The following is a 19,156-nucleotide window of genomic DNA, read 5'->3' as shown; positions in this document are numbered from 1 at the left end:
ACTCTGCCACGCACGGCGAGTTGTCTATGACCTCCGCGGGCGTCTGCGACTCTGCCACGCACGGCGAGTTGTCTATGACCCCCGCGGCCGTCTGCGACTCTGCCACGCACGGCGAGTTGTCTATGACCCCCGCGGCCGTTGGCTACTCTGCCATGCACGGCGAGTTGTCTATGACCCCCGCGGGCGTCTGCAACTCTGCCACGCACGGCGAGTTGTCTATGACCTCCGCGGGCGTCTGCGACTCTGCCACGCACGGCGAGTTGTCTATGACCCCCGCGGCCGTCTGCGACTCTGCCACGCACGGCGAGTTGTCTATGACCCCCGCGGCCGTTAGCTACTCTGCCACGCACGGCCGCAAGCGGCCGGTCGGTCGGTCGCTCCGCTCCCTCCCTCGGTGGGCTGGTATATGCTTCGCCCTCGGTTGCGTGGCCCCCTAAAAGGGGGCTCTTTTGGACCCCCGCGGCCGTTGGCTACTCTGCCATGCACGGCTTGGCCGCATCCGGCCTGTCGGTCGGGCGGTGGGCTGGGCTGTTTTCGATCCCCTCGGGCGTTGGTGGCTCTGCTACGCGCGGCCGCATCCGGCCCGTCGGTCGGTGGGCTGGCATGTGCTTCGCCGTTGTTTGCGTGGACCTGCGTGGACCTAAAGAAGGGGGCTCGAGGTGTGTGCTCGAAGGCTTGTTTCCTGTCTCTATGGGACGCGCCACGCGCGGGACGATCGAGTACCCAAGGGTGCTGTTTCGGGCGTGGAGGTGGCCGCGTCCGCGACATCTTTGTCGTGGCGAAACCGCCCAGATCCAACCCTGGCTGAGGTTTGTCCTCGCCCAGGACCGGTGTAAGCTGGTTTCAGTCCACTTCTCTAACCCCCGAGTGGACCCCTTAACCTAACCATGCGCTCCCTCAGCCAGACCTCGCGGTCGCTGGCCGCCGCCTTTGTCCTCGCCCTCGCTGCCAGCGGGTGCTCGTTCGCCGACTCCGCCACCCTCGAACAAGCCGGCGACGCCGCCGGGGGGGAGCACGACTCGGGCGACGGTGACGGTGACGGCGACGGCGACGGCAGCAACGACGAATCCGACGGCGGTGACACCGGCGAGGCCGACACCGGCGAGCCGGGCACCGGGGACGAAGACCCCGGCCCGAGCTTCGACGATCCCGAGCTCGACCTGGATCTGTGCGACCCCAACGCCGAGCAGACGATCGCCTACGACCTCACCGAGGCCAAGGTCGAGGCGAGCCCGGCGCTCGTGCGCGAGAGCGTGCTGTTCGGCGCGGGCGTCGTGCCCCCGATCCCGCTGTCGGCCCGGCCCTTCCTCAACCACTACGACTTCGACTACGCGCCCGCGCAGGGCTGGGAGCCCGAGCTCAGCGGCGAGCTGTGGGCCTCACCGGTGGTAAACATCGACGCGCCCCAGCGCTACCGTCTGCAGTACGCGGTCCGCGGGCCCGAGATGAGCGGCGGCGAGCGTCTGCCGGTCGACCTCGCGATCGTCGTCGATCTCGGCGCGTCCATGAGCGGCGAGCCCGTCTTGCTGGCCGAGGAGGCCCTCGCCGCGCTCGAGTCGGCGCTGATCCCCGGAGATCGCGTGACGCTGATCGCCGCCGCCGACACGCCGATCCTGCTCGGGACGACCAAGATCGAGGCCCAGGGCACGACCCCGCTGACCGGGCGGGTCGAGCAACATGACCAGGCCTCGCAGGCCGACGTCGCCGCCGCCCTCACGCTCGCCTACGACACGCTGACCCCGGTCTGGGAGGGTCAGGGGCAGCAGCGCGTGGTCCTGATCAGCAACGGTCACTTCGCGTCCGGCGACGCCCTCGCGAGCATCGTCGAAGACCACGCGATCGACCGCCGCTACCTGATCTGCGTGGGCGTCGGCGACCCGATGCAATTCGACGACGCGCTGATCCGCGGCCTCGCCCACGAGGGTCGGGGCTCGATGCTCTTCGCCCGAGACGCCGAGCAGCTGTGGCTCGAGCTCGACAAGGAATTCACCGCAAACATGATCGCCGCGGCGACCGAGCTCGAGGTCACCCTGACCCTCCCGCCGGGCCTCGCCGTGCGCGAGCGCGACCCTCACCTGGGCATGGACAGCTCGGAGCCGCGGCTCGCGATGCTCGCGCCCAACGACGCGCTCGTGTTTCACCACCAGCTCGAGGCCTGCAGCGAGCTGAGCGAAGACGCGATCATCGAAGTCACGATCGAGTGGACCGACGCGCTCGCCAACGAGGCCAAACAAGCGGTCTGGCAGCTGCCCGTCACCGAGCTCGGAGAGGGCTCGCTCCGCGGCCACAAGGGCGCAGCGACCATGGCCTACGCCCGCGTGCTCCGAAGCTTCCGCGACGGCGTGGATCCAGCCGAGAACTACGGCGCGGTCCTCGACGCGATCTCCTACATCTCCGACGCCCTCGAGCTGATGCCCGAAGACCCGGACCTGCTCGAGATGTCCTCGGTGGTCGCCCAGCTCAGCAAGTAGGGCGCGCATCGAGTGCGCGCGACCTTGCCGAGTTCTTCGCCGACGCTCAGCAGCGGTTGATCCGCCGCGCCATCTCCGAGGCCGAAGGAGCGATTGATGGCAAGGCCGGGTTCACGAGCGTACTCGCCGCGGCGACACAAAAGCGTGTTCGACGAAGCGAGCTGGCGACGAGCGAGCGAGAGCTCCTGCGCCAGCGTCTGACCAAGTTGCTGGACGAAGCCGAGCGATTGTGGGCCCAGACCGGCGCTGCGGTATCCGAGCAAGTCGAGGGCATCGACGTGAAGCCGATTCGGCGCGCGAATGCCAAGACTCGACACTATTTTCGCGCGCAGTTGCTCGAGCTAGCCCTGAGTCGAGCGCGCAGCGCTTGATTCAGGGCTAGCAGCCCGGGGTGCAATGCCTCGCGCCGCCTCGCTTGGCCTCTTCACCGAGGGCTTTGTCGCCAAAACTTGCAGTACGCCCGGTACAGCGGCGTTTTGGCTTCGCGCCCTCGGCGAAGATTCCGGCGCGAGGCGACACGATGCATTGCACCCCGGGCTGCTAGGCCAACGCCACGACTATTGGAGATCGCCCGCAATACCGCGCTCGCGCAATGGACCAAGTTCCTGTAGTGCAGTTTAGCGCGGCGCTTGCCGCCCCCCGGGGTTCACCTTCGGCTGCGTTGGAGGTAGCGGCGGGCGCCGTTGCGGAGCCGTCGGCCCTGACCTTTGGTGAAGGCCGGGTCCATGCCGCGGCGACACGAGCACATCAGGTTGTCCTCGCTGCTGTCGTGGGCGAGGCCGAACGCGTGACCGACCTCGTGAACCAAGGTCGTGGTTGGCGCGTTGTGGGCCACGGCGAGGTACTCGCGGGCGCGGATGTCCTTGGCGAGGCCGTGGTAGCGCCAGTGCATACCGCTCACGCGGCGGTCGCCCTTGCGCGCCGAGGTCAGCTCGACGCGGTCGACGAAGAACACGTGAACGGTGCCGTCACGCTGGGCCCGACGGGCGAGGGCGAAGCGCTGCTCGGAGGTCTCGATCGTGGTCCCGCCAACCATGGGCACGATCTTCTCGACGACGAGGTAGACATCAAAGGCCGCGAGCTCGCGGTTGGCGCGGCGGACCGAGGCGAGGATCCGGCTCTCGCTGACGACCGAGCGACCGTCGTCGGTCGCTACATGGATCGTCAGCGGGACACGAATCGCGCGCTCGCGGGCCTCGGCGCGGGTTGGGATCAGGATGAGCAGGAGGGTCATGAACGCGAGCGCGAACGCGGCGCCAGATCGGGCAGTGGCCCGGACCCAGTCCCGTGCTCTGTCACCCAACTCGCGCTTCAACGTCATCCGAATTTCCAGCCCTTAATTGAGTGTGTGAGCTTCCCGATGATGCGCAAGGTGGCGCGCACCTCGGTCGTATCGCCGGCGCCGCGTGCTACATTGGCGCCATGCTGTCCTTCGGCTCTGTCGCGACTTCGCCCGAATTCGTGCCTAGTGACGACGCGCGAGAGTGGCTCGCTGGCGGGATCGTCGACCTCGCCGCGCAGCTCGGCGCGCCAGCTCAGCGGCCGCATCTGTTGACCGATCCGCCCGAGTTCGGGCTCGGATCAGGCAAGACCCCCGGCGACCTCGATTCGCTGTTCGACATGATCTGCGCCGTCCAGGAGGTCGTCGGCCAGTCGGAGGTCGAGCTGACCTTGCTCGAGCTCGACGCGCGCGGCCAGGCGCCGAAGCTGCCCCCGCACTACCAAAACCTCGGCGACCCCAGCGGCAAGCTGCTGCACACCTTGCGCGGGCCCGACGAGTACCTGGTGTTGTTCACCCCAGCGGTGTTCAAGGTCCGCGAGCTGCTCCTCGCTGGCATCGCGCGCGAGCTCGGTCGCGTGGCCCTCGATCGCGCCGGGCTGAAGCCCGAGGTCGACGACGACGCCGACGCCCTCCAGCAATGGGAGGCCGACGCCGAGCTCGCGGGCGTCTTGCTCGGCATGGGCATCTGGGTCGCCAATGGCGCCTACATGTTCGAGAACTCGTGCTGCGGCGGAGGTTGCGGCGTCGACCTCCGCTCGGTCCGGGCCGGGCTGTCGATGCCCGAGGCCTGCTACGCCCTCGCGGTCGACAGCCAGCGCAAGGGCCTGCGTCGCCGCGCCGTCCTGCGCCACCTCGCGCCGACGCAGAAGGCCGCGACCAAGAAGTGCTGGAGCCACCTCGGCCGCGCGCTGCCCCCCGCCCTCGCAGCGGCCAGCCCCGAAGTCCGCGGCCGGCTAACTTAGACCCCCGCGGCCGCCCTGCACTTTGCCACGCACTGCCGCTGCGGGTCAGGTCGCTCGGTCCTCGCTCGGTCTGCGTGGCCGCTGCCGGGACGACAACCTCAGTCTTCGAGCTCTTCGATCCGGTCTTTGGCGTTCTTGCGCTTGCCCCCGCCGACGCGGACGAGCACGCCCTCTTCCTGCAAGAACTTGCGCACGGTCAGCTCGTCGAGCGCCGCGGCCCGCTCGGCGAGCAACGAGAGGTTGGCGATCATCGGGCCGACGTCCTTGCCGATGCCCTTGATGTCCTCGGACACCTGCTTGAGGTTGTTGGTCGTGACGGCGACGTCGTCGATGACCTGACCGAGCTTGTCCATCCGCTCGGGCGTGAACTCGGCGGTGACCTCCTCGACCTTGGCGAGCGCGCTGTCGGCTCGGGCCAGGGTCCGGTCGGCCCTTTGGAGCAGGCCCGGGAGGCGGTTGGCGGTCGTGGCCGTGATCCGGTCGAGGTTGCCGATGATCCGATCGACGCGGGGATCGCCGAGCACCGCGTTGGTGTTGTCGATCAGCTCGTGGATCCCGTCCTTGTTCTGCTCGGTGATCTCGCGCATCGCGGTGATCGTCTTGCGCACGTCCTCGACCGACTCGCTGACCTCCTCGCGGGTCACGACCGGCGGCCCGCCGTCCTCGCCCGCGGCCTTGGCCACGAGCCCGTCGATCCGGCCGATCAGGGGCGTGAGCGCGGCGCCGATCCCATCGGAGCCGCCGAGGAAGGGCTCGAGCGCGTTGAGGACCTCGTCGACCTCGAAGGTCGAGCGGACGTTGACGATCTCGGCCCCGTCTTCGAGCAGCGGGCCCTCGGGGTCGCCCGGCCCCAGCTCGAGGTACTTCTCGCCGAGCAGGCTCTTGGCCCGGACGCCCGCGACGGCGTCGCTGTGGAGCTCGACCTCGGGCTCGAGCAGCAAGGTCAAGACCGCGTCGTCGCCCGACGCCTCGATGTGTTCGACGATCCCGACCTTGACGCCCGCGACCTTGACCGCGTTGTCCTCGACGAGCCCGGCGGCCTCGTCGAGGGTGACCGTGTAGTGCTTGCCGTCCTTGCCCCCGAGCGCGCCGATATTCTGGGCCAGCCACAGCAGCAGCCCGACGGTGATGATCACGAAGGCGCCAAGGAAGATGTGCTTGCGGTTCACGGGGTTTCTCGGGGCTAGCTGATTTCAGACGACCTTGATCGGCCCGACCGTGGCGCGCGTGAAGAACTGCTCGAGGGCCGGGTGGTTCTCGGCGAACACCTGCTGCGCGGGGCCGAAGGTCACGAGCTTGCCGTTGGCGAGCATGCCGATCGTGTCGGCGACCTTGCGGGCCTCGGCGGTGTCGTGGCTGATGATGATGAAGGTCATGCCGAGGGTCCGGTGGAGCTCGAGGATCAGCTCGTCGAGGGTCGCGGACATGACCGGGTCGAGGCCCGAGGACGGCTCGTCGCACAGGACGATGTCGGGGTCGATTGCGATCGCGCGGGCGAAGGCCACGCGCTTGCGCATGCCGCCCGAGAGCTCGGCCGGGAATTTTTGCTCGGCGTGGGCGACCCCGACCCGGGCGAGGCGGTCCGAGACCTTCTCGCGGATCGCCGCCTCGCTCATGTCGGTGTGGAGGCGCATCGGGAACGCGACGTTGTCGAACACCGTCATGTCGTCGAACAGCGCGCCGTCTTGAAACAGCATGCCGAAGCGGCGGCGGAGCGCGAACAGCTTCTTGCGGTCGCGGGCCTTCTTTTCGTCGAGCGCGGCGACGTCCTCACCGAACACGAGCACCCGGCCCTTGTCGGGCTTGAGCAGGCCGACGAGGCAGCGCAGCAAGACCGACTTGCCCGTGCCCGAGGGCCCGAGCATGACCGCGATCGAGCCGCGATCGATCGTCAGGCTGACGCCATCGAGCACGGTGTTGGTCCCGAACGACTTGCTGACGCCGTCGAGCACGACCGCAGGAACGTCGGCGGGGATGACCTTCTCACCCATAGATCAGCCACGACAAGAAGAGGTTGACGACGATGCACATGACCGCGCCGTGGACGATCGCGAGGTTGGTCGCAATGCCCACGCCCTCGGCCCCGTCGCGCTTGGCCACGCTGTAGCCGTGAAAGCACGAGATGACCGCGACCAGCCAGCCCATGATCAGGCCCTTGAACAGGCCGGTGCCGATGTCGGCGAGCGAGACCTGCTCTTGAACCTGTGAGATGAAGCTGCCGGGGTCGAGGCCGAGCTGCCAGACCGCGCCCGCGTAGGACGCCGCGAGCCCGACGACGTCGGCGTAGCCACAAAGCAGGGGCAGGGCGAGGGTCACGGCCCACAGCCGCGGCGCGACCAGGTAGTGGACCGGGTCGACGGCCATGACCTCGAGCGCCTCGATCTGCTCGCTGATGCGCATGTTGGCCAGGCTCGCGGCCAAGTTGGCGCCGATCCGGGCCCCGCACACGACCGCGGCCATGACCGGGTAGAGCTCGCGGACGCCACCGACGGCCGCGAACATCCCGAGCAGGTCCTGGCCCCCGAAGCGCTCGAACGAGCCGTAGCTCTGAACGCTGAGGTTGAGGCCGGCGAAGATCGTCAGCATGGTCAGGAGCGCGAGCGAGCCCCAGCCCGCGTCGACGAGCTGGGTGACGAGCACGTCGCGCGGCGGGATCTTGGTGAACTGGATCCGCAGCGCGAGCCCGATGAAGCGGACGAACTCGATCAGCTTGCGGATCGCGGCGACCATCTAGAGCCCCGCTCCCAGCAGCGCCATGCTCACGGCGTAGTCGACCAGCAAGATCAGCACGATCGTGCTCACGACCGTGTCGTTGGCGGCCTTGCCGACGTCGGCCGCGCCCTTGCCGACGTTGAGCCCGAGGTAGCCGGCGATCAGCCCGATGCCGAGGCCGAACACCGAGCACTTGCCGAGGCCGATCCACAGATCCGCCGGGGTGATCTGGGCGGTCAGGTGCTCCATGAACGCGCCGTGATCGATGCCGCCGAGCGGGACCGCGAACACCCAGCCCGAGAAGATGCCCAGGATGTTGGTCAGCACGCTCAGGAGCGGGGCCACGATCACGCAGGCGATGACCCCGGGCACGACCACGTAGCGGACCGGATCGACCGACATGACCGCGAGCGCGTCGATCTGCCCGCGGACCTTCATCGTCCCGATCCGCGCGGCGATCGACGAGCCGGCCTGGGCCGCGACCATGACCGAGGCCAACGCCGGGCTGTACTCGCGGAAGATCGCCGTGCCGAGGAAGCTCGACAGCATCCGCTCGGCCCCGAACAGCTTGAAGATCTCGATGCCCTGAAGCGAGATCACCGCGCCGACCGGAGCCACGGCCAGGCTGACCGGGACGATGCAGCGCTTGGCCAGCACGTTCATCAGGCGCAGGGTCTCGCCCCAGTAGATCGGGGGCGTGACCGCCGAACGCGCGACCTGGCCGATGAACACGACCAAGGCGCCGAGGGTCTGGAGCGAGCGCAGGAGCTTGTCCATGGCGAGCTCAAAGCGGGAGCGCGGCCCCTGTGTGCTCGATGGAGCTCGCGCGAGGGACGTCCATGCCTCGTATTTGTAACAGTCCCTACACCCCGCCCGCCAGCTGGGCTGACCGAGCTAATTTGACTTGAATCGCTGGCCCGGACACAAAAGGTTGGTGCCTCGGGCGCCGACAACCGGGATCCGCGGCCTCGCGGGTGTGCTCTCGGCCCTCGCGCTGGGCTGCGGGGTCATGACCTGCGGCAAGCCGCCCCCAAAGACGCCGAGCGCGAGCGCGGAGCAGGGGGCGGTCGAGCCGGTCCCAGCCGCCGTGGATCCGAGCGGCACCCATGCGGGTGACGAGGACGAGGTCCTGCCGGCCTACAACGACGCCGCGCTCTCGGCTCGAGTCGACGCCCAGCGGGCGCTGCTCGGCAACGACCTGTTCGAGGACATCGAGGGCAACCCGGTCGCGCCGCGGATCGAGCTGATCGAGGGCGAAGGCGAGAGCGAGCGCTCGGTCGACGACGACATCTTGCTCGCGCTCCCGGGCTCGGCCGGCTTCGGGCTGGGCGGCACGGCCGCGGGCCGCGGCGACGAGGCCCCGGCCAACGGCAACGCGCTCGGGCTCTACGTCCCGATCGAAGATCCCCGCGACGGCCCGGCCCTCGCCCATTTTCATCAGGCCCTGCGCGACGTCGCGGCCGGCGAAGACGAGGACGGCAAGGTCCGGATCCTCGTCTACGGCGGCTCGCACACCCAAGCCGACGTCTACCCCGGCTACTTTCGGGCCTACCTCCAGGCCCGCTTCGGCGACGGCGGCCAGGGCTTCGTCTCGCTCAACCGCGTCAACAAGTGGTACCGCTACCAGGACTGGTCGATCGAGGAGACCAAGGGCTGGACCTCCGAGTACGCCCAGCGCCGGAGCTCGCGCAAGGACGGCTTCTACGGGCTGCTCGGGGCCAGCGGCAGCAGCGACAGCAAGCGCGACCGGACCAAGATCGTGCCGCGCCACGAGCACGCCGTCGCCAGTCAGTACGAGCTGCACTACCTCGCCCAGCCCGACGGCGGCTCGCTCAAGCTGCTCGCCGACGGCAAGAAGATCGCGACCATCGACACCAGCGAGCGCGACGGCAAGGCGGTCACCAAGCCGACGCAGGGCTACTACGCCTTCGCCCTCGACGAGGGCCCCCACGAGATCGAGGTCCGGGTCGTCGGCGACGGCGAGGTCCGGCTGTTCGGGCTCAACATGGAGCGCGAGCAGCCCGGGGTCGTCGTCGACACCCTCGGGATCTCGGGGACTCGGGCGGCCAACATGCTCAGCTGGGACCGGGACATCTTCACCGACAATGTTCGACGCCGAGATCCCGATCTCTACACCCTGTTTTACGGGACCAACGAGGCGACCGACGAGAACCAGCCGATGTCCGATTACCGCGCCAAGCTGCGCGAGGTCCTGGCCTTGCTGCGTGACGCCGCGCCCGAGGCCAGCTGCCTGCTGATCGGGCCCGGCGACTTCCCGCGCGAGGTCGAGGAGGGCGTCTGGGTCCCGCGCCCGCGCGTGGCCGAGATCGTCGAGGCCCAGCGCGACATCGCCTACGAGATGGGCTGCGGGTTCTGGGACACCCTCGCGTTCATGGGCGGCGTCAACTCGATGCACGAGTGGGCGACCGCGCGGCCGCAGATGGCCAGCCGCGATCACATCCACTTCACCAAGCGCGGCTACGTGCGCCTGGGCATGGGGGTGATCGACGCGATGATGGCGAGCTTCGATCGCGCATAGAGAAGTCTGGTAAAATCCGGCGATGTCGCGCCGACTGGTCCCCTCGCTCGCCCTGACCCTGGTCGTAACCCTCGGCGCGTGCGCGAGCGACGAGGGCACCGCCGACGAGGGTTTCCCGGCCGAGGACGAGTACAACGCCCACTGCGACGCGCAGGCCGAGTGGACCGCCGAGTGGGCCCAGTTCGAGGCCGAAGTCGTCACGATCGTGAACCAGCGCCGGTCCGAGGGGGCGACCTGCGGCGACGAGAGCTTCGCCGCGACCGGGCCGGTGGTCGCCGAGGCCCAGCTGCGCTGCGCCGCGCGCCTGCACTCGGAGGACATGGCCCTGCGCGGGTTCTTCGCCCACACCAACCTCGACGGCGAGAGCCCGTGGGATCGCGTCGACAAGACCGAGTACAGCGGCAACGCCTCGGGTGAGAACATCGCGCAGGGCTATCCCGACCCGGCCGCGGTCATGGACGGGTGGATGAACAGCCCCGGCCACTGCAGCAACATCATGAACCCCGACAACACCGAGCTCGGGGTCGGCTTCTACGGCGACGGCAACTACTGGACCCAGGTCATGGGCCGCAGGTAGCCGCGGCGAGGGTGTGGAACTCGCGGCGTAGCGCGCGAATCCGGGTGTCGGCGCGCGTCGGGTGGACGCGGTTGGTCAGCAGCACATAGATCGCTCCGGAGCCCGGCCCCGGCCCCGGGTCCATCCACACGCTGGTGCCCGTGAAGCCCAGGTGACCGATCGCCGCGGACGAGAGCGCCGCCCCGGTCGAGCCGCTGCCGTCGGGGTTGGTGCCGTCGAAGCCCAGCCGCCGGGTCGAGCCGGGCACCGTCGAGGGGGTCGTGAACGCGTCCCAGACCCGCGCGCTCGCGTCGGCGTCGAGGCCCGGGAGCCGTCGCTCGAGCCACGCCCGGGCGACCCCGAGCACGCCCCTCGCGGTCCCGAACAGGCCCGCGTGACCGGCCACGCCGCCCATGACCAGGCAATTGTCATCGTGCACGAGCCCGCGCGCGACCGCCTGACCGGCCTCGCGGCGGATCGCGTACCAGTGCTGATCCTCGCCCCCGTGCAGGGATGCGTCGTAGACCTCGGTCGGGGCCACGCGCTCGAAGCTGCTCGGCAGAGGCTTCGGCCCGCCGAAGGTGAGCTCGTGCTCGAGCCCGAGGGGCCGGGCGACCCGCTCGCGGAACAGCTCGTCGAGGCGCGCCCCGCCGAGCTGCTCGAGCCACGCGCCGAGCAGCAAAAATCCCAGGTCCGTGTAGATCGCCCGGGTCCGTGGCGGCGCGGCCGGAGGCAGCTCGCGGACGGCGGAGATCAGCGCGGCGGGCTGATCGATGCCCAGCGACCAGGGCCGATAGAAGAACTCGCGGTGGGCCTCGAGCCCGCTGGCGTGCTCGAGCAGATCTCGCAGGGTCGGCCGATAGCCGCCTCGGACCGCGAGCCGCACGGGCAGGCGATCGTCGAGCTCGAGCTCGCCGCGCCCGACGGCCCGAGCGGCCAGCGTCGTCGTCGACAAGACCTTGGTCAGCGAGGCGAGGTCGTAGATCGTCCCGACGCTGACGGCGGCGCCGCCGTCTCGGTCCAGCGACCCGTGGGCGCCCTCGTAGCGCAGCGCGCCGTCACGCCAGACCAGCGCCACGCAGCCAGGCGTGACCCCGGCGGTTACGGCCCCGCGCAGCAGCCGATCGAGCTCCTCGGCGCCGGTCACCAGCTCAGCTTGCCGGACCACCGCGCCGCTGGCCAGCCGCGAGGCCGGTCGGGGCGTTGGGTCCGGACTTAGCGTTGGGTCCGGACTTAGAGTCTCGATTTTGATCCTTCGGTCACTTCCCGATAGACGGCCGTCGGGCCGTGTTGGGTCCGGACTTAGTGTTGGGTCCGGACTTAGAGTCTCGATTTTGATCCTTCGATCACTTCCCGATAGACGGGCGACGGCGACCGGACGGCGACCGGACTGGACGGCGACCGGACTTAGAGTCTCGGACGGCGACCGACGGCGACCGGACTTAGAGTCTCGATTTTGATCCTTCGATCACTTCCCAGAGGGTTGCCAGCCCACGGGCCACGCAGAGTCCTGCAACACCCTCATCCGGGGGCCGACACCCTCGCGTGGCCGTCTCCTCCGCCCGCAAACAAGCCAGCTCCGACCGCCGGGCCGCGAACCGGGCCCGAGACCACACACGGCCCCACCCGCGGGTCCGCGCGCGGCCGATTCTCCCGTCGACCAGCTACAAGGTCACGAGGTGGTGCCTCGAGCGTCGCTTGTCCTCGCCCCCGGCCGAGCTCCCGCGGAGCTCGTCAACTTCATCGACTACTGCCTCGCGTACACTCCACCCGGTGTTCCATGCGCCGTTTCCACCTGCTCATGGCGGGCGGCAGACCAGCGAGTCACGGGGTAGATCGCCGGGCTCGAGCTCCCCGTGGCCGAAGATGGCGTCGAGAAGCTCGCAGCGCTCGGGCTCGGTCTCGTGGTCGCAGTCGAGCGCGAGCTGGCGCAGGAACGAGCGCGAGAGGGCTTCGTCGGGATCGTCCTGGAACACGTCGGAGGCCCAGGCCTCCGCGAAGTCGAGCGACGGCACGGTGACCTCCGAGCCGTGGCACACGCCACAGGTGGTGCCGCCGCCGACAGCGACTTGGTCGTAGGGGGCACTCGGCTCGAGGACCTCCTCCACGGGGAACACGAGCTCGGCTTTGATCGATAGGCGGTCGCCGATCGCGTAGGAGAGCTCGAGCGTGTCGCGGCTGTTGCCCTCGAGGACCACGGACATCGTGAGGTCGTCCCGAAACACAAAGACGCGGGGACTGTGGGGACCAGCGGCGGGCTGAGCCGACGCGATGCTGGTGGACGCATACATAGCGAGGGGGCGATCGAGGCTCTCGAGTACGCAGGCCAAGCTGGTGGGCTTGGGCAGCGCGTTGATGAGCGCGACGACCTCCTCGATCGTCGCGGGGCTGCCCATACCCGACGGCGGGACGCAAGCGCGGGGCAGGGGCCAGGGGGACTTCTGCATGCCTCCCTCGGTGCCGTCGTCAGCCTCGCCGCACGACGTGGTCACGGTGCAGAGCACGACGAGTAGCGCCCACCAGCAACTCCGCATGCGCTCCCCGATCATCCGGCGAGATGCTATCGGCTCGGGCGGTGGTTGCCCACTGGCGAAGGGCACACCGAGGGCAACCGGACTTAGAGTCTCAATTTTGATCCTTCGATCACTTGCCGTGCAACCGGACTTAGAGCGGGCGGGCAACCGGACTTAGAGTCTCAATTTTGATCCTTCGATCACTTGCCAGAGGGTGGCCCGCCCACGGGCCACGCAGAACCCTGCAACACCCTCACCCGGGGGCCGACACCCTCGCGTGGCTATCTCCTCCGCCCGCAAACAAGCCAGCTCCGACCGCCGGGCCGCGAACCGGGCCCGAGGCCAGGCACGGCCCCACCCGCGGGTCCGCGCGCGGCCGATTCTCCCGTCGACCAGCTACAAGGTCACGAGGCGGTGCCTCGAGCGTCGCATGTTCCTCGCCCCCGGCCGCGCTCCCGACGAGATCGTCAACTTCATCGGCTACTGCCTCGCGTACACCGCCGCCAAGTTCGGCGTTCAGATCCACGCGGCCGTGATGATGTCGGACCACTACCACATCGACCTCACCGACCCGCGCGGCGATCTCGTCCCCTGGAAGCAGCTGTTCAACAGCTTGATCGCCCGTGGCATCAACGCCCAACGCGGGCGCTTCGACTCCGTCTGGAGTGGCGACGGACCCTGCGACACCTGCCGCCCGAACGATGACGAGACGTTCAAAGATCTCGTGTACACCATCGCTAATCCGGTCGACGCTGGCCTCGTGAAGTGGGCGCGGCTCTGGCCGGGATTCACCACCGCGGACTGGCGTTTTGGCGAGACGCGGACCTTCAAGCGGCCCGAGGGGTTGTTCGACCCTGACGGCAACATGCCCGAGGAGGCGACGTTGACCCTGGTCCGACCGCCGATCTTCAGCGAGCTCGACGACGACGCGCTGTACGACAAGCTCGCTGCAGCGGTGCGCGACGTTGAGCTCGAGATTCAGGCCGACTTTCGTGCCCAAAGCCGACGGTTCATGGGGCCGCGCAAGCTCGCGCGGCAACACTGGAACCGGGTGGCGATGAGCTTTGAGGAGCGCTTCACTGTCGCGCCCAAGGTTGCGGCGTCGTCCGTTTGGCGACGCTTGGCGCAGCTGCAGCGGGACCGCGACTGGGAGCGCGAATACGCGGAGGCGCGAGCGGCGTGGCGGATGGGGAAGCCTGCTGTGTTTCCGGCGGGGACCTACTGGCTGCGTCGCTTCGCTGGGGTCAGTGTGGCCCAACATCCGCCCTCGTGAACCTGCGACATGGGGAAAGGCGGGGTGGCTCGAGGCGATCCCGCGGGATGGTAATTGTGTCGTGGCCGCGGGTCGGTGATGGGGGGTGCGCATGACCGCAGGATTCGCCCTCTCAGGCCGAAAATAGGCGTGAATTTGCGAATCGTCCGCGCTCGCGGGGCGACTTGGGTCTCGAGCCGGATGACGTTGCTGGAAAGACTCCCCGCCCGGTGTGCCGGTGCGCCGACGTTGCTGGAAAGACTCCCCGCCCGGTGCGCCGCCCTCTACTTGGGTCTCGAGCCGGACGACGTTGCTGGAAAGACTCCCCGCCCGGTGCGCCGGTGCGCCCCGACGTTCCCGGTGCGCCCCCCACGTTGCTGGAAAGACTCCCCGCCCGGTGCGCCGCCCGGTGTCCGGAGGCCGGTCAGGGCTGATATGGTCCGCAGCGATGTCCGAAGCTGACCGCCTCGAGCGCGCCCGCGCGCGCCTGATCGTCGCCCTCGACGTACCGACCCGCGACGCCGCCCTCGCCCTCGCCGAGCGCCTCGCCGGCCACGTCGGCATGCTCAAGATCGGCCTCGAGCTGTTCGTCGCCGAGGGGCCCACGATCGTCCGCGAGCTGCGGGCCCGCCACCCCGAGCTCGAGCTCTTCCTCGACCTCAAGCTCCACGACATCCCCAACACGATGGCCGCGGCCATGCGCAGCGCGAGCACCCTCGGCGCTCGCTTCGTCACGGTCCACGCGGGCTCGGGCGTCGCCCACCTGCGCGCGTGCGTCGAGCAGGCGGGCGACAGCGCCGGGGTCCTGGCGGTCACGGTCCTGACCAGCCAGGACGAGCAAGCTTGCCGCGAGGCCGGCCACACCCGCGGCCCCGCCGAGCTCGTCGGGATCCGGGCCCGAGCCGCGGTCGAGGCCGGGTGCGCGGGCCTGGTCTGCAGCGGGCAGGAGCTCGAGGCCGTCGCCGCGATCGCGCCGCAGCTGCTCAAGATCGTGCCCGGGATCCGCCCGGCGGGGTCCGAGCTCGGCGATCAAAAGCGGGTCATGACGCCGGCCCAGGCGATCGCCGCCGGGGCCACGCACCTCGTCGTCGGCCGACCGATCCGGACCGCCGAAGATCCGCCCGCGGCCGCCGACGCGATCGTCGCCGAGATCGCCGCCGCGCTCCCGAGCTAGCAGCCCGCAGGCGTCAGCAACGGTGCCACCCACGGCCGCTGCCCGGCAGGTCGCTCGCTCGCTTCGCTCCCTCCCTCGGTGGGCTGGTATGTGCTACGCAAGGGATGCGTGACCCCCTAAAGGGGCTCGAGACGCGTGCTCGGACACTTGCTTCCCCCAGCCACGGGGCGGCCGTGCAGCGCGCGAAGAAGTCGAGCTACACGAGACTGGAATGGACTACACCCTCGCCAAGGCCCTGCACATCGTCGGGTTCATCTCGTGGTTCGCGGGCCTGTTCTACATCGTGCGTCTGTTCGTCTATCACGCCGAGGCCGGCGAGCGGCCCGAGCCCGAGCGAGCGATCCTCCAGCCCCAGCTCGAGCTCATGGCCCGGAGGCTGTGGCAGATCATAACGGTCCCGGCCATGATCCTGACGCTCGTCGCCGGGCTCGCGATGGTCGCGCAGCTCGACCCGATCCCGCCGTGGCTGCACATCAAGTTCGGGCTGCTCGCCGGGCTCGTCGCCTACACCGTGTGGTGCGGCGCGATCCGTCGGCGCCAGGCCGCCGCGAGCTCGACCGTGACCGGGGCCAAGCTGCGCCTGTTCAACGAGCTCGGGACCATGTTCATGGTCGCGATCGTGTTCCTGGCCGTGTTCAGGTCGGCGCTGAGCATCGCCTGGGGTGTCGGCGGGCTGCTCGCGCTCGGCGTAGCCTTGATGCTCGGGGTCCGCGTCTATCGCAAGATCCGCGAGCGCGGCGCGAACTCGCAGTGAGCACGCCGACTTGGTCGAGCAGCCGGCTCGGCGCGGCCACCCGCGACCCCGCCCACGAGCATGAGCGAGACCACGATCCGCGCCGGCGCTAAATCATTCAGGTCTAGAGGCTGTCGCGCGCGAACAGGACGGCTTCGTTGATCGTGTAGACCATGTCGACGGGGATCTCGCCGGTCGGATCCGGCGTGGTCCCGGCCGAGTGCCAGCGGATGATCCCGTGCTCGTCGAGCACGAACACGTTCGGGGCCTCGCCGATCGCCTCGTAGTAGGTGAACGCGCCCTCGAGCCCGAGCACCCGCGTGGGGTTGTCCTCGGTCTTGTTCGGCATGCGGTACAGCGGCGGCGGCGGGAGCGGGCCACCCTCGGCCTCGCCGACCTGGTTGTCCTTGAAGAACTGGCGCAGGTCGGTGTCGTTCATCGGCGCGATCTCCCGCTGCTGCGGGTGCGCGATCTGGGCGAACACGATCTCGACGCCACCGTTCTTGAGGTCGGCCTGGGCCTTTTGCAGGACCTGCATCGACAGCGCGCCGTTTTGGCGGTCCGAGGCCGCGGCCCAGTCGAACATCACCATCAGGACCTTCTTGCCGTAGAGATCCCGGCCGTTGACGAAGCCGCCGTCGGAGTTGACCAGCAGCAGCTGCGGCGAGGCGTGGCCGAACAGCCGCCGCCGGGCCCAGCTCGGCGCGCGGTCGAGCTCCTCGGCGCCGACCGTCCAAAACGGCGGCGCGTCCTTGATCGGCGCCATCGAGTTGTTGGGGGTCGCGGTGATCTCGATCTCCTTGACCTCGTTGTCGGCGCTCTTGTCGAAGTACTTGATCTTGTGCGGCTGGCCGTCGGTGAGGTTCTTGGCCAGCAGCTCGTCGGTGGTCAGGACCGGGGTGCCATCGACCTCCTGGATCAGGTCACCACGATCGAGCGCGTCGCACCCCGAGCAGTCCTGGGGCTGGACGTAGGTGACGTACACGCCGCCAGGCTTGAGGTCCTTCGACGAGACCGTGAATGGGTCATCGCAGCCGGTGGACAGCAAAAGAGGCAGGGACAACAGCGCGGCCGTGACGAGTTTCTTCAGCATGGGTCTCCTCGGGGCTCGCGGACTGGCCTGCGAGCTCGATCGGCGCGAAATGTAGGACGCGTCAGCGCATCGCGTCAACGGCGTGGGAGCGCCGCGATTTCACGGCGGCCGGCCCGGCCGCCGCCGTGTGCTGCCTCATGATGTGCCTACAGCTGGTCGAGCGGCGGAAGATAGAGGGCGTCGTCGAGCTCGGTGCAGCCGGCGTAGGTCTGGACGATCTGGCGGGCTTCCTTGGTGTCGGGCTCGACCTTCGCGAGCTGCTCGTCGAGGCTGCGGACGCACGAGCAAAACGACAGGGACTGGTCGAAGGTCGCAGGATCGCTGCAGGTCTCGACCATCCGCTGGAGGCTCCAGTGCATGAACGCGAGCCGGCAGTCGAGCGAGGGGTACTCGACGGCGTACACGCACTCGCACAGCGACTCGTCACGCTCGAGGTCCATGTTGGCGCAGACCCCCTGCATGTACGCGTCCTCCTGGCGGAGGCGAGCGTCGTACTCGACCGCGCTGCCCATGATCAGCTCCGGGAGGACCTCGGTCGCCAGCCACCAAAACCCGATCCCGAGCGGGATCGCGATGACTGCCCCGATCAGGAAGCCGCGCGCCCGCGAGGGGCGGGGATCGTCGATGTCGGCGAGCATCGGCATGCGCGGAGTCTACGACAGGCTCAACAACGGCCAGAGCGGGGAATTCGGCAATTTGTTCGTTTGCGGCGAGTCGGACGGGTGTGAGGCGTAAGCTCGAGCCCGCCCGGGGGTTGTGTGGGCGTCGCCAGCCGTACCATACTCCCTTGCCACGCGTCGGTTTTCCCGCAGCGACTCGAACACCATGTACGCCAACAAGCTCGGCCTCCGCATCACCTCTTCCGTGCTCGCTACCAGCTTGAGCCTCGTGCCCATGACGAGTGCCTGGGCCGCGCCGCCCGACGCCGTGGACGCCGAAGGTGAGGCCGAGGAGGGCGACGCTCCCGAGGGCGAGGCCGCCGAGGGCGAGGTCGCCGAGGGCGAGCAACCCGAAGGCGAGGTCGCCGAGGGTGAAGCGCCCGAGGGTGAGACCGCCGAGGGCGAGGGCGCCGAGGGCGAGCAACCCGAAGGCGAGGTCGCCGAGGGTGAGGCCGCCGAGGGTGAGGCCGCCGAGGGCGAAGAGCCCGAGCCCGAGGTCGTAGCCCCCGAGGACGAGGCTGAGGCCGAGCTCCCCGAAGCGGACGAGGTCGAGGCAGAGGCAGTGGAAGAAGAGCCCGAGCTCGTCCCCGAGGGCCCCCTGCGCCCGCCCGAGCCGACCTGGGGCCCGAAAGATCAGTATCCGATGAACGGCAAGGGCATGCTGATCACCGGTGGCCTGATCACCGGCCTCGGCGCGGCGTTCATCGTGACCTCGGTCCTGATCACCGACTGCAACTTCGACTCGGCGCTCAGCTGCAAGCTCGGCGACCAGCGCGACTTCTTGATCCCGCTCTCGGTCGCGGCCACTGGTCTCGGCGTGCTGCTGGTCGGCGTCGGCATTGGCAACCACGTCAAGTACAAGCGCTGGGAGCGGTGGGCGCCCGAAAAGACGGCGGTGGTGCCGACGCTCGTCCCGGGCGGCGGCGGCGGAGTCGCCTGGGTCGGGAAGTTTTAGACCGGCTCCTTTAGACCCCCCCGACCATCTGCGACTCTGCCACGCACGGCCGCAAGCGGCCGGTCGCTCGGTCGCTTCGCTCCCTCCCTCGGTGGGCTGGTATGAGCTTCGCAGTCAGATGCGTGGCCCCCTAGCAGCCCGGGGTGCAATGCCTCGCGCCGCCTCGCTTGGCCTTTTCGCCGAGGGCTTTGTCGCCAAAACTTGCAGTACGCCCGGTACAGCGGCGTTTTGGCTTCGCGCCCTCGGCGAAAATTC

Annotated in this window: 18 protein-coding genes; 9 read left to right on the top strand and 9 right to left on the bottom strand. The window is 69.1% G+C overall.

Annotated elements, in window-relative coordinates; translation table 11 throughout:
- Positions 1 to 887: 887 nt before the first annotated feature.
- Together ENSA5_RS25010 and ENSA5_RS25005 are read left to right on the top strand one after the other, a co-directional pair.
- Complete coding sequence (locus tag ENSA5_RS25010) at positions 888 to 2,471, top strand: VWA domain-containing protein (RefSeq protein ID WP_181198118.1); 1,584 nt, start codon at positions 888 to 890, stop codon at positions 2,469 to 2,471.
- A 56-nt stretch (positions 2,472 to 2,527) separates the two neighbouring features.
- Entirely contained in the window at positions 2,528 to 2,842 is a 315-nt protein-coding gene (locus tag ENSA5_RS25005) for a hypothetical protein (RefSeq protein ID WP_106394218.1), read from the top strand.
- 275 nt (positions 2,843 to 3,117) lie between these two features.
- Here ENSA5_RS25005 and ENSA5_RS25000 read toward each other — a convergent pair whose 3' ends face one another.
- Entirely contained in the window at positions 3,118 to 3,792 is a 675-nt protein-coding gene (locus tag ENSA5_RS25000; protein WP_181198117.1) for a hypothetical protein, read from the bottom strand.
- Between the two features lie 101 nt (positions 3,793 to 3,893).
- Between ENSA5_RS25000 and ENSA5_RS24995 the strand changes: the two genes are divergently transcribed.
- Positions 3,894 to 4,715: a hypothetical protein gene (locus ENSA5_RS24995; protein WP_106394216.1), complete on the top strand. Its 822-nt coding sequence runs from the start codon at positions 3,894 to 3,896 to the stop codon at positions 4,713 to 4,715.
- A gap of 98 nt (positions 4,716 to 4,813) precedes the next feature.
- Here the strand turns inward: ENSA5_RS24995 and ENSA5_RS24990 are convergent, their stop codons facing one another.
- The 4 genes from ENSA5_RS24990 to ENSA5_RS24975 are packed head-to-tail and all read right to left on the bottom strand — an operon-like array spanning position 4,814 to position 8,204.
- A complete protein-coding gene (locus ENSA5_RS24990) occupies positions 4,814 to 5,884 on the bottom strand; it encodes an MlaD family protein (RefSeq protein ID WP_106394215.1) in 1,071 nt (356 codons plus the stop codon).
- Between the two features lie 24 nt (positions 5,885 to 5,908).
- Positions 5,909 to 6,706, bottom strand: a complete 798-nt coding sequence (locus tag ENSA5_RS24985; protein ID WP_106394214.1) for an ABC transporter ATP-binding protein — start codon at positions 6,704 to 6,706, stop codon at positions 5,909 to 5,911.
- The gene (locus tag ENSA5_RS24980; protein ID WP_106394213.1) at positions 6,699 to 7,445 is read right to left on the bottom strand and encodes an MlaE family ABC transporter permease; all 747 of its coding nucleotides are present in this window, start codon (positions 7,443 to 7,445) and stop codon (positions 6,699 to 6,701) included. The genes ENSA5_RS24985 and ENSA5_RS24980 overlap by 8 nt, the downstream gene beginning before the upstream one ends.
- Positions 7,446 to 8,204, bottom strand: coding sequence for an MlaE family ABC transporter permease (locus ENSA5_RS24975; protein ID WP_106394212.1), 759 nt, complete (start codon positions 8,202 to 8,204; stop codon positions 7,446 to 7,448).
- A 157-nt stretch (positions 8,205 to 8,361) separates the two neighbouring features.
- On the opposite strand from ENSA5_RS24975, the gene ENSA5_RS24970 reads away from it, so the two are divergent.
- Complete coding sequence (locus ENSA5_RS24970) at positions 8,362 to 9,966, top strand: GDSL-type esterase/lipase family protein (RefSeq protein WP_146156083.1); 1,605 nt, start codon at positions 8,362 to 8,364, stop codon at positions 9,964 to 9,966.
- A 22-nt stretch (positions 9,967 to 9,988) separates the two neighbouring features.
- Positions 9,989 to 10,543 (top strand): CAP domain-containing protein, encoded by a 555-nt coding sequence (locus tag ENSA5_RS24965; protein ID WP_106394210.1) that lies wholly within the window; start codon positions 9,989 to 9,991, stop codon positions 10,541 to 10,543.
- Here ENSA5_RS24965 and ENSA5_RS24960 read toward each other — a convergent pair.
- Together ENSA5_RS24960 and ENSA5_RS24955 are read right to left on the bottom strand one after the other, a co-directional pair.
- Positions 10,527 to 11,669, bottom strand: a complete 1,143-nt coding sequence (locus ENSA5_RS24960; RefSeq protein WP_181198116.1) for a serine hydrolase domain-containing protein — start codon at positions 11,667 to 11,669, stop codon at positions 10,527 to 10,529. The genes ENSA5_RS24965 and ENSA5_RS24960 overlap by 17 nt on opposite strands.
- Before the next feature lie 652 nt (positions 11,670 to 12,321).
- The gene (locus ENSA5_RS24955) at positions 12,322 to 13,071 is read right to left on the bottom strand and encodes a hypothetical protein (RefSeq protein WP_146156082.1); all 750 of its coding nucleotides are present in this window, start codon (positions 13,069 to 13,071) and stop codon (positions 12,322 to 12,324) included.
- A 394-nt stretch (positions 13,072 to 13,465) separates the two neighbouring features.
- Here ENSA5_RS24955 and ENSA5_RS24950 point away from each other — a divergent pair, with 394 nt between their 5' ends.
- From ENSA5_RS24950 to ENSA5_RS24940, 3 genes are all read left to right on the top strand, one after another.
- Complete coding sequence (locus ENSA5_RS24950) at positions 13,466 to 14,308, top strand: hypothetical protein (RefSeq protein ID WP_106394207.1); 843 nt, start codon at positions 13,466 to 13,468, stop codon at positions 14,306 to 14,308.
- 427 nt (positions 14,309 to 14,735) lie between these two features.
- Positions 14,736 to 15,461, top strand: a complete 726-nt coding sequence (pyrF, locus tag ENSA5_RS24945) for an orotidine-5'-phosphate decarboxylase (RefSeq protein ID WP_106394206.1) — start codon at positions 14,736 to 14,738, stop codon at positions 15,459 to 15,461.
- Between the two features lie 211 nt (positions 15,462 to 15,672).
- The gene (locus tag ENSA5_RS24940; protein WP_106394205.1) at positions 15,673 to 16,215 is read left to right on the top strand and encodes a CopD family protein; all 543 of its coding nucleotides are present in this window, start codon (positions 15,673 to 15,675) and stop codon (positions 16,213 to 16,215) included.
- 103 nt (positions 16,216 to 16,318) lie between these two features.
- Here the strand turns inward: ENSA5_RS24940 and ENSA5_RS24935 are convergent, their stop codons facing one another.
- Both ENSA5_RS24935 and ENSA5_RS24930 read right to left on the bottom strand, forming a co-directional pair.
- Positions 16,319 to 17,287 (bottom strand): serine protease family protein, encoded by a 969-nt coding sequence (locus ENSA5_RS24935; protein WP_106394204.1) that lies wholly within the window; start codon positions 17,285 to 17,287, stop codon positions 16,319 to 16,321.
- Between the two features lie 146 nt (positions 17,288 to 17,433).
- Positions 17,434 to 17,931, bottom strand: coding sequence for a hypothetical protein (locus ENSA5_RS24930; protein WP_106394203.1), 498 nt, complete (start codon positions 17,929 to 17,931; stop codon positions 17,434 to 17,436).
- A gap of 181 nt (positions 17,932 to 18,112) precedes the next feature.
- Between ENSA5_RS24930 and ENSA5_RS24925 the strand changes: the two genes are divergently transcribed.
- Positions 18,113 to 18,901: a hypothetical protein gene (locus ENSA5_RS24925; RefSeq protein WP_106394202.1), complete on the top strand. Its 789-nt coding sequence runs from the start codon at positions 18,113 to 18,115 to the stop codon at positions 18,899 to 18,901.
- Positions 18,902 to 19,156: the final 255 nt, after the last annotated feature.

The organism is Enhygromyxa salina (assembly GCF_002994615.1).
Classification (GTDB): Bacteria; Myxococcota_A; Polyangia; order Nannocystales; family Nannocystaceae; genus Plesiocystis; species Plesiocystis salina_A.
This window is presented reverse-complemented; position numbering and strand designations above follow the sequence as displayed.

What these genes read in the sequence shown, in the direction of transcription:
- ENSA5_RS25010 (WP_181198118.1), top strand. Translation starts at nt 888, where the DNA reads ATGCGCTCCCTCAGCCAGACCTCGCGGTCGCTGGCCGCCGCCTTTGTC.
- ENSA5_RS25000 (WP_181198117.1), bottom strand. Translation starts at nt 3,792, where the DNA reads ATGACGTTGAAGCGCGAGTTGGGTGACAGAGCACGGGACTGGGTCCGG.
- ENSA5_RS24995 (WP_106394216.1), top strand. Translation starts at nt 3,894, where the DNA reads ATGCTGTCCTTCGGCTCTGTCGCGACTTCGCCCGAATTCGTGCCTAGT.
- ENSA5_RS24985 (WP_106394214.1), bottom strand. Translation starts at nt 6,706, where the DNA reads ATGGGTGAGAAGGTCATCCCCGCCGACGTTCCTGCGGTCGTGCTCGAC.
- ENSA5_RS24980 (WP_106394213.1), bottom strand. Translation starts at nt 7,445, where the DNA reads ATGGTCGCCGCGATCCGCAAGCTGATCGAGTTCGTCCGCTTCATCGGG.
- ENSA5_RS24975 (WP_106394212.1), bottom strand. Translation starts at nt 8,204, where the DNA reads ATGGACAAGCTCCTGCGCTCGCTCCAGACCCTCGGCGCCTTGGTCGTG.
- ENSA5_RS24965 (WP_106394210.1), top strand. Translation starts at nt 9,989, where the DNA reads ATGTCGCGCCGACTGGTCCCCTCGCTCGCCCTGACCCTGGTCGTAACC.
- ENSA5_RS24955 (WP_146156082.1), bottom strand. Translation starts at nt 13,071, where the DNA reads ATGATCGGGGAGCGCATGCGGAGTTGCTGGTGGGCGCTACTCGTCGTG.
- ENSA5_RS24950 (WP_106394207.1), top strand. Translation starts at nt 13,466, where the DNA reads ATGTTCCTCGCCCCCGGCCGCGCTCCCGACGAGATCGTCAACTTCATC.
- pyrF (WP_106394206.1), top strand. Translation starts at nt 14,736, where the DNA reads ATGTCCGAAGCTGACCGCCTCGAGCGCGCCCGCGCGCGCCTGATCGTC.
- ENSA5_RS24940 (WP_106394205.1), top strand. Translation starts at nt 15,673, where the DNA reads ATGGACTACACCCTCGCCAAGGCCCTGCACATCGTCGGGTTCATCTCG.
- ENSA5_RS24935 (WP_106394204.1), bottom strand. Translation starts at nt 17,287, where the DNA reads ATGCTGAAGAAACTCGTCACGGCCGCGCTGTTGTCCCTGCCTCTTTTG.
- ENSA5_RS24930 (WP_106394203.1), bottom strand. Translation starts at nt 17,931, where the DNA reads ATGCCGATGCTCGCCGACATCGACGATCCCCGCCCCTCGCGGGCGCGC.
- ENSA5_RS24925 (WP_106394202.1), top strand. Translation starts at nt 18,113, where the DNA reads ATGTACGCCAACAAGCTCGGCCTCCGCATCACCTCTTCCGTGCTCGCT.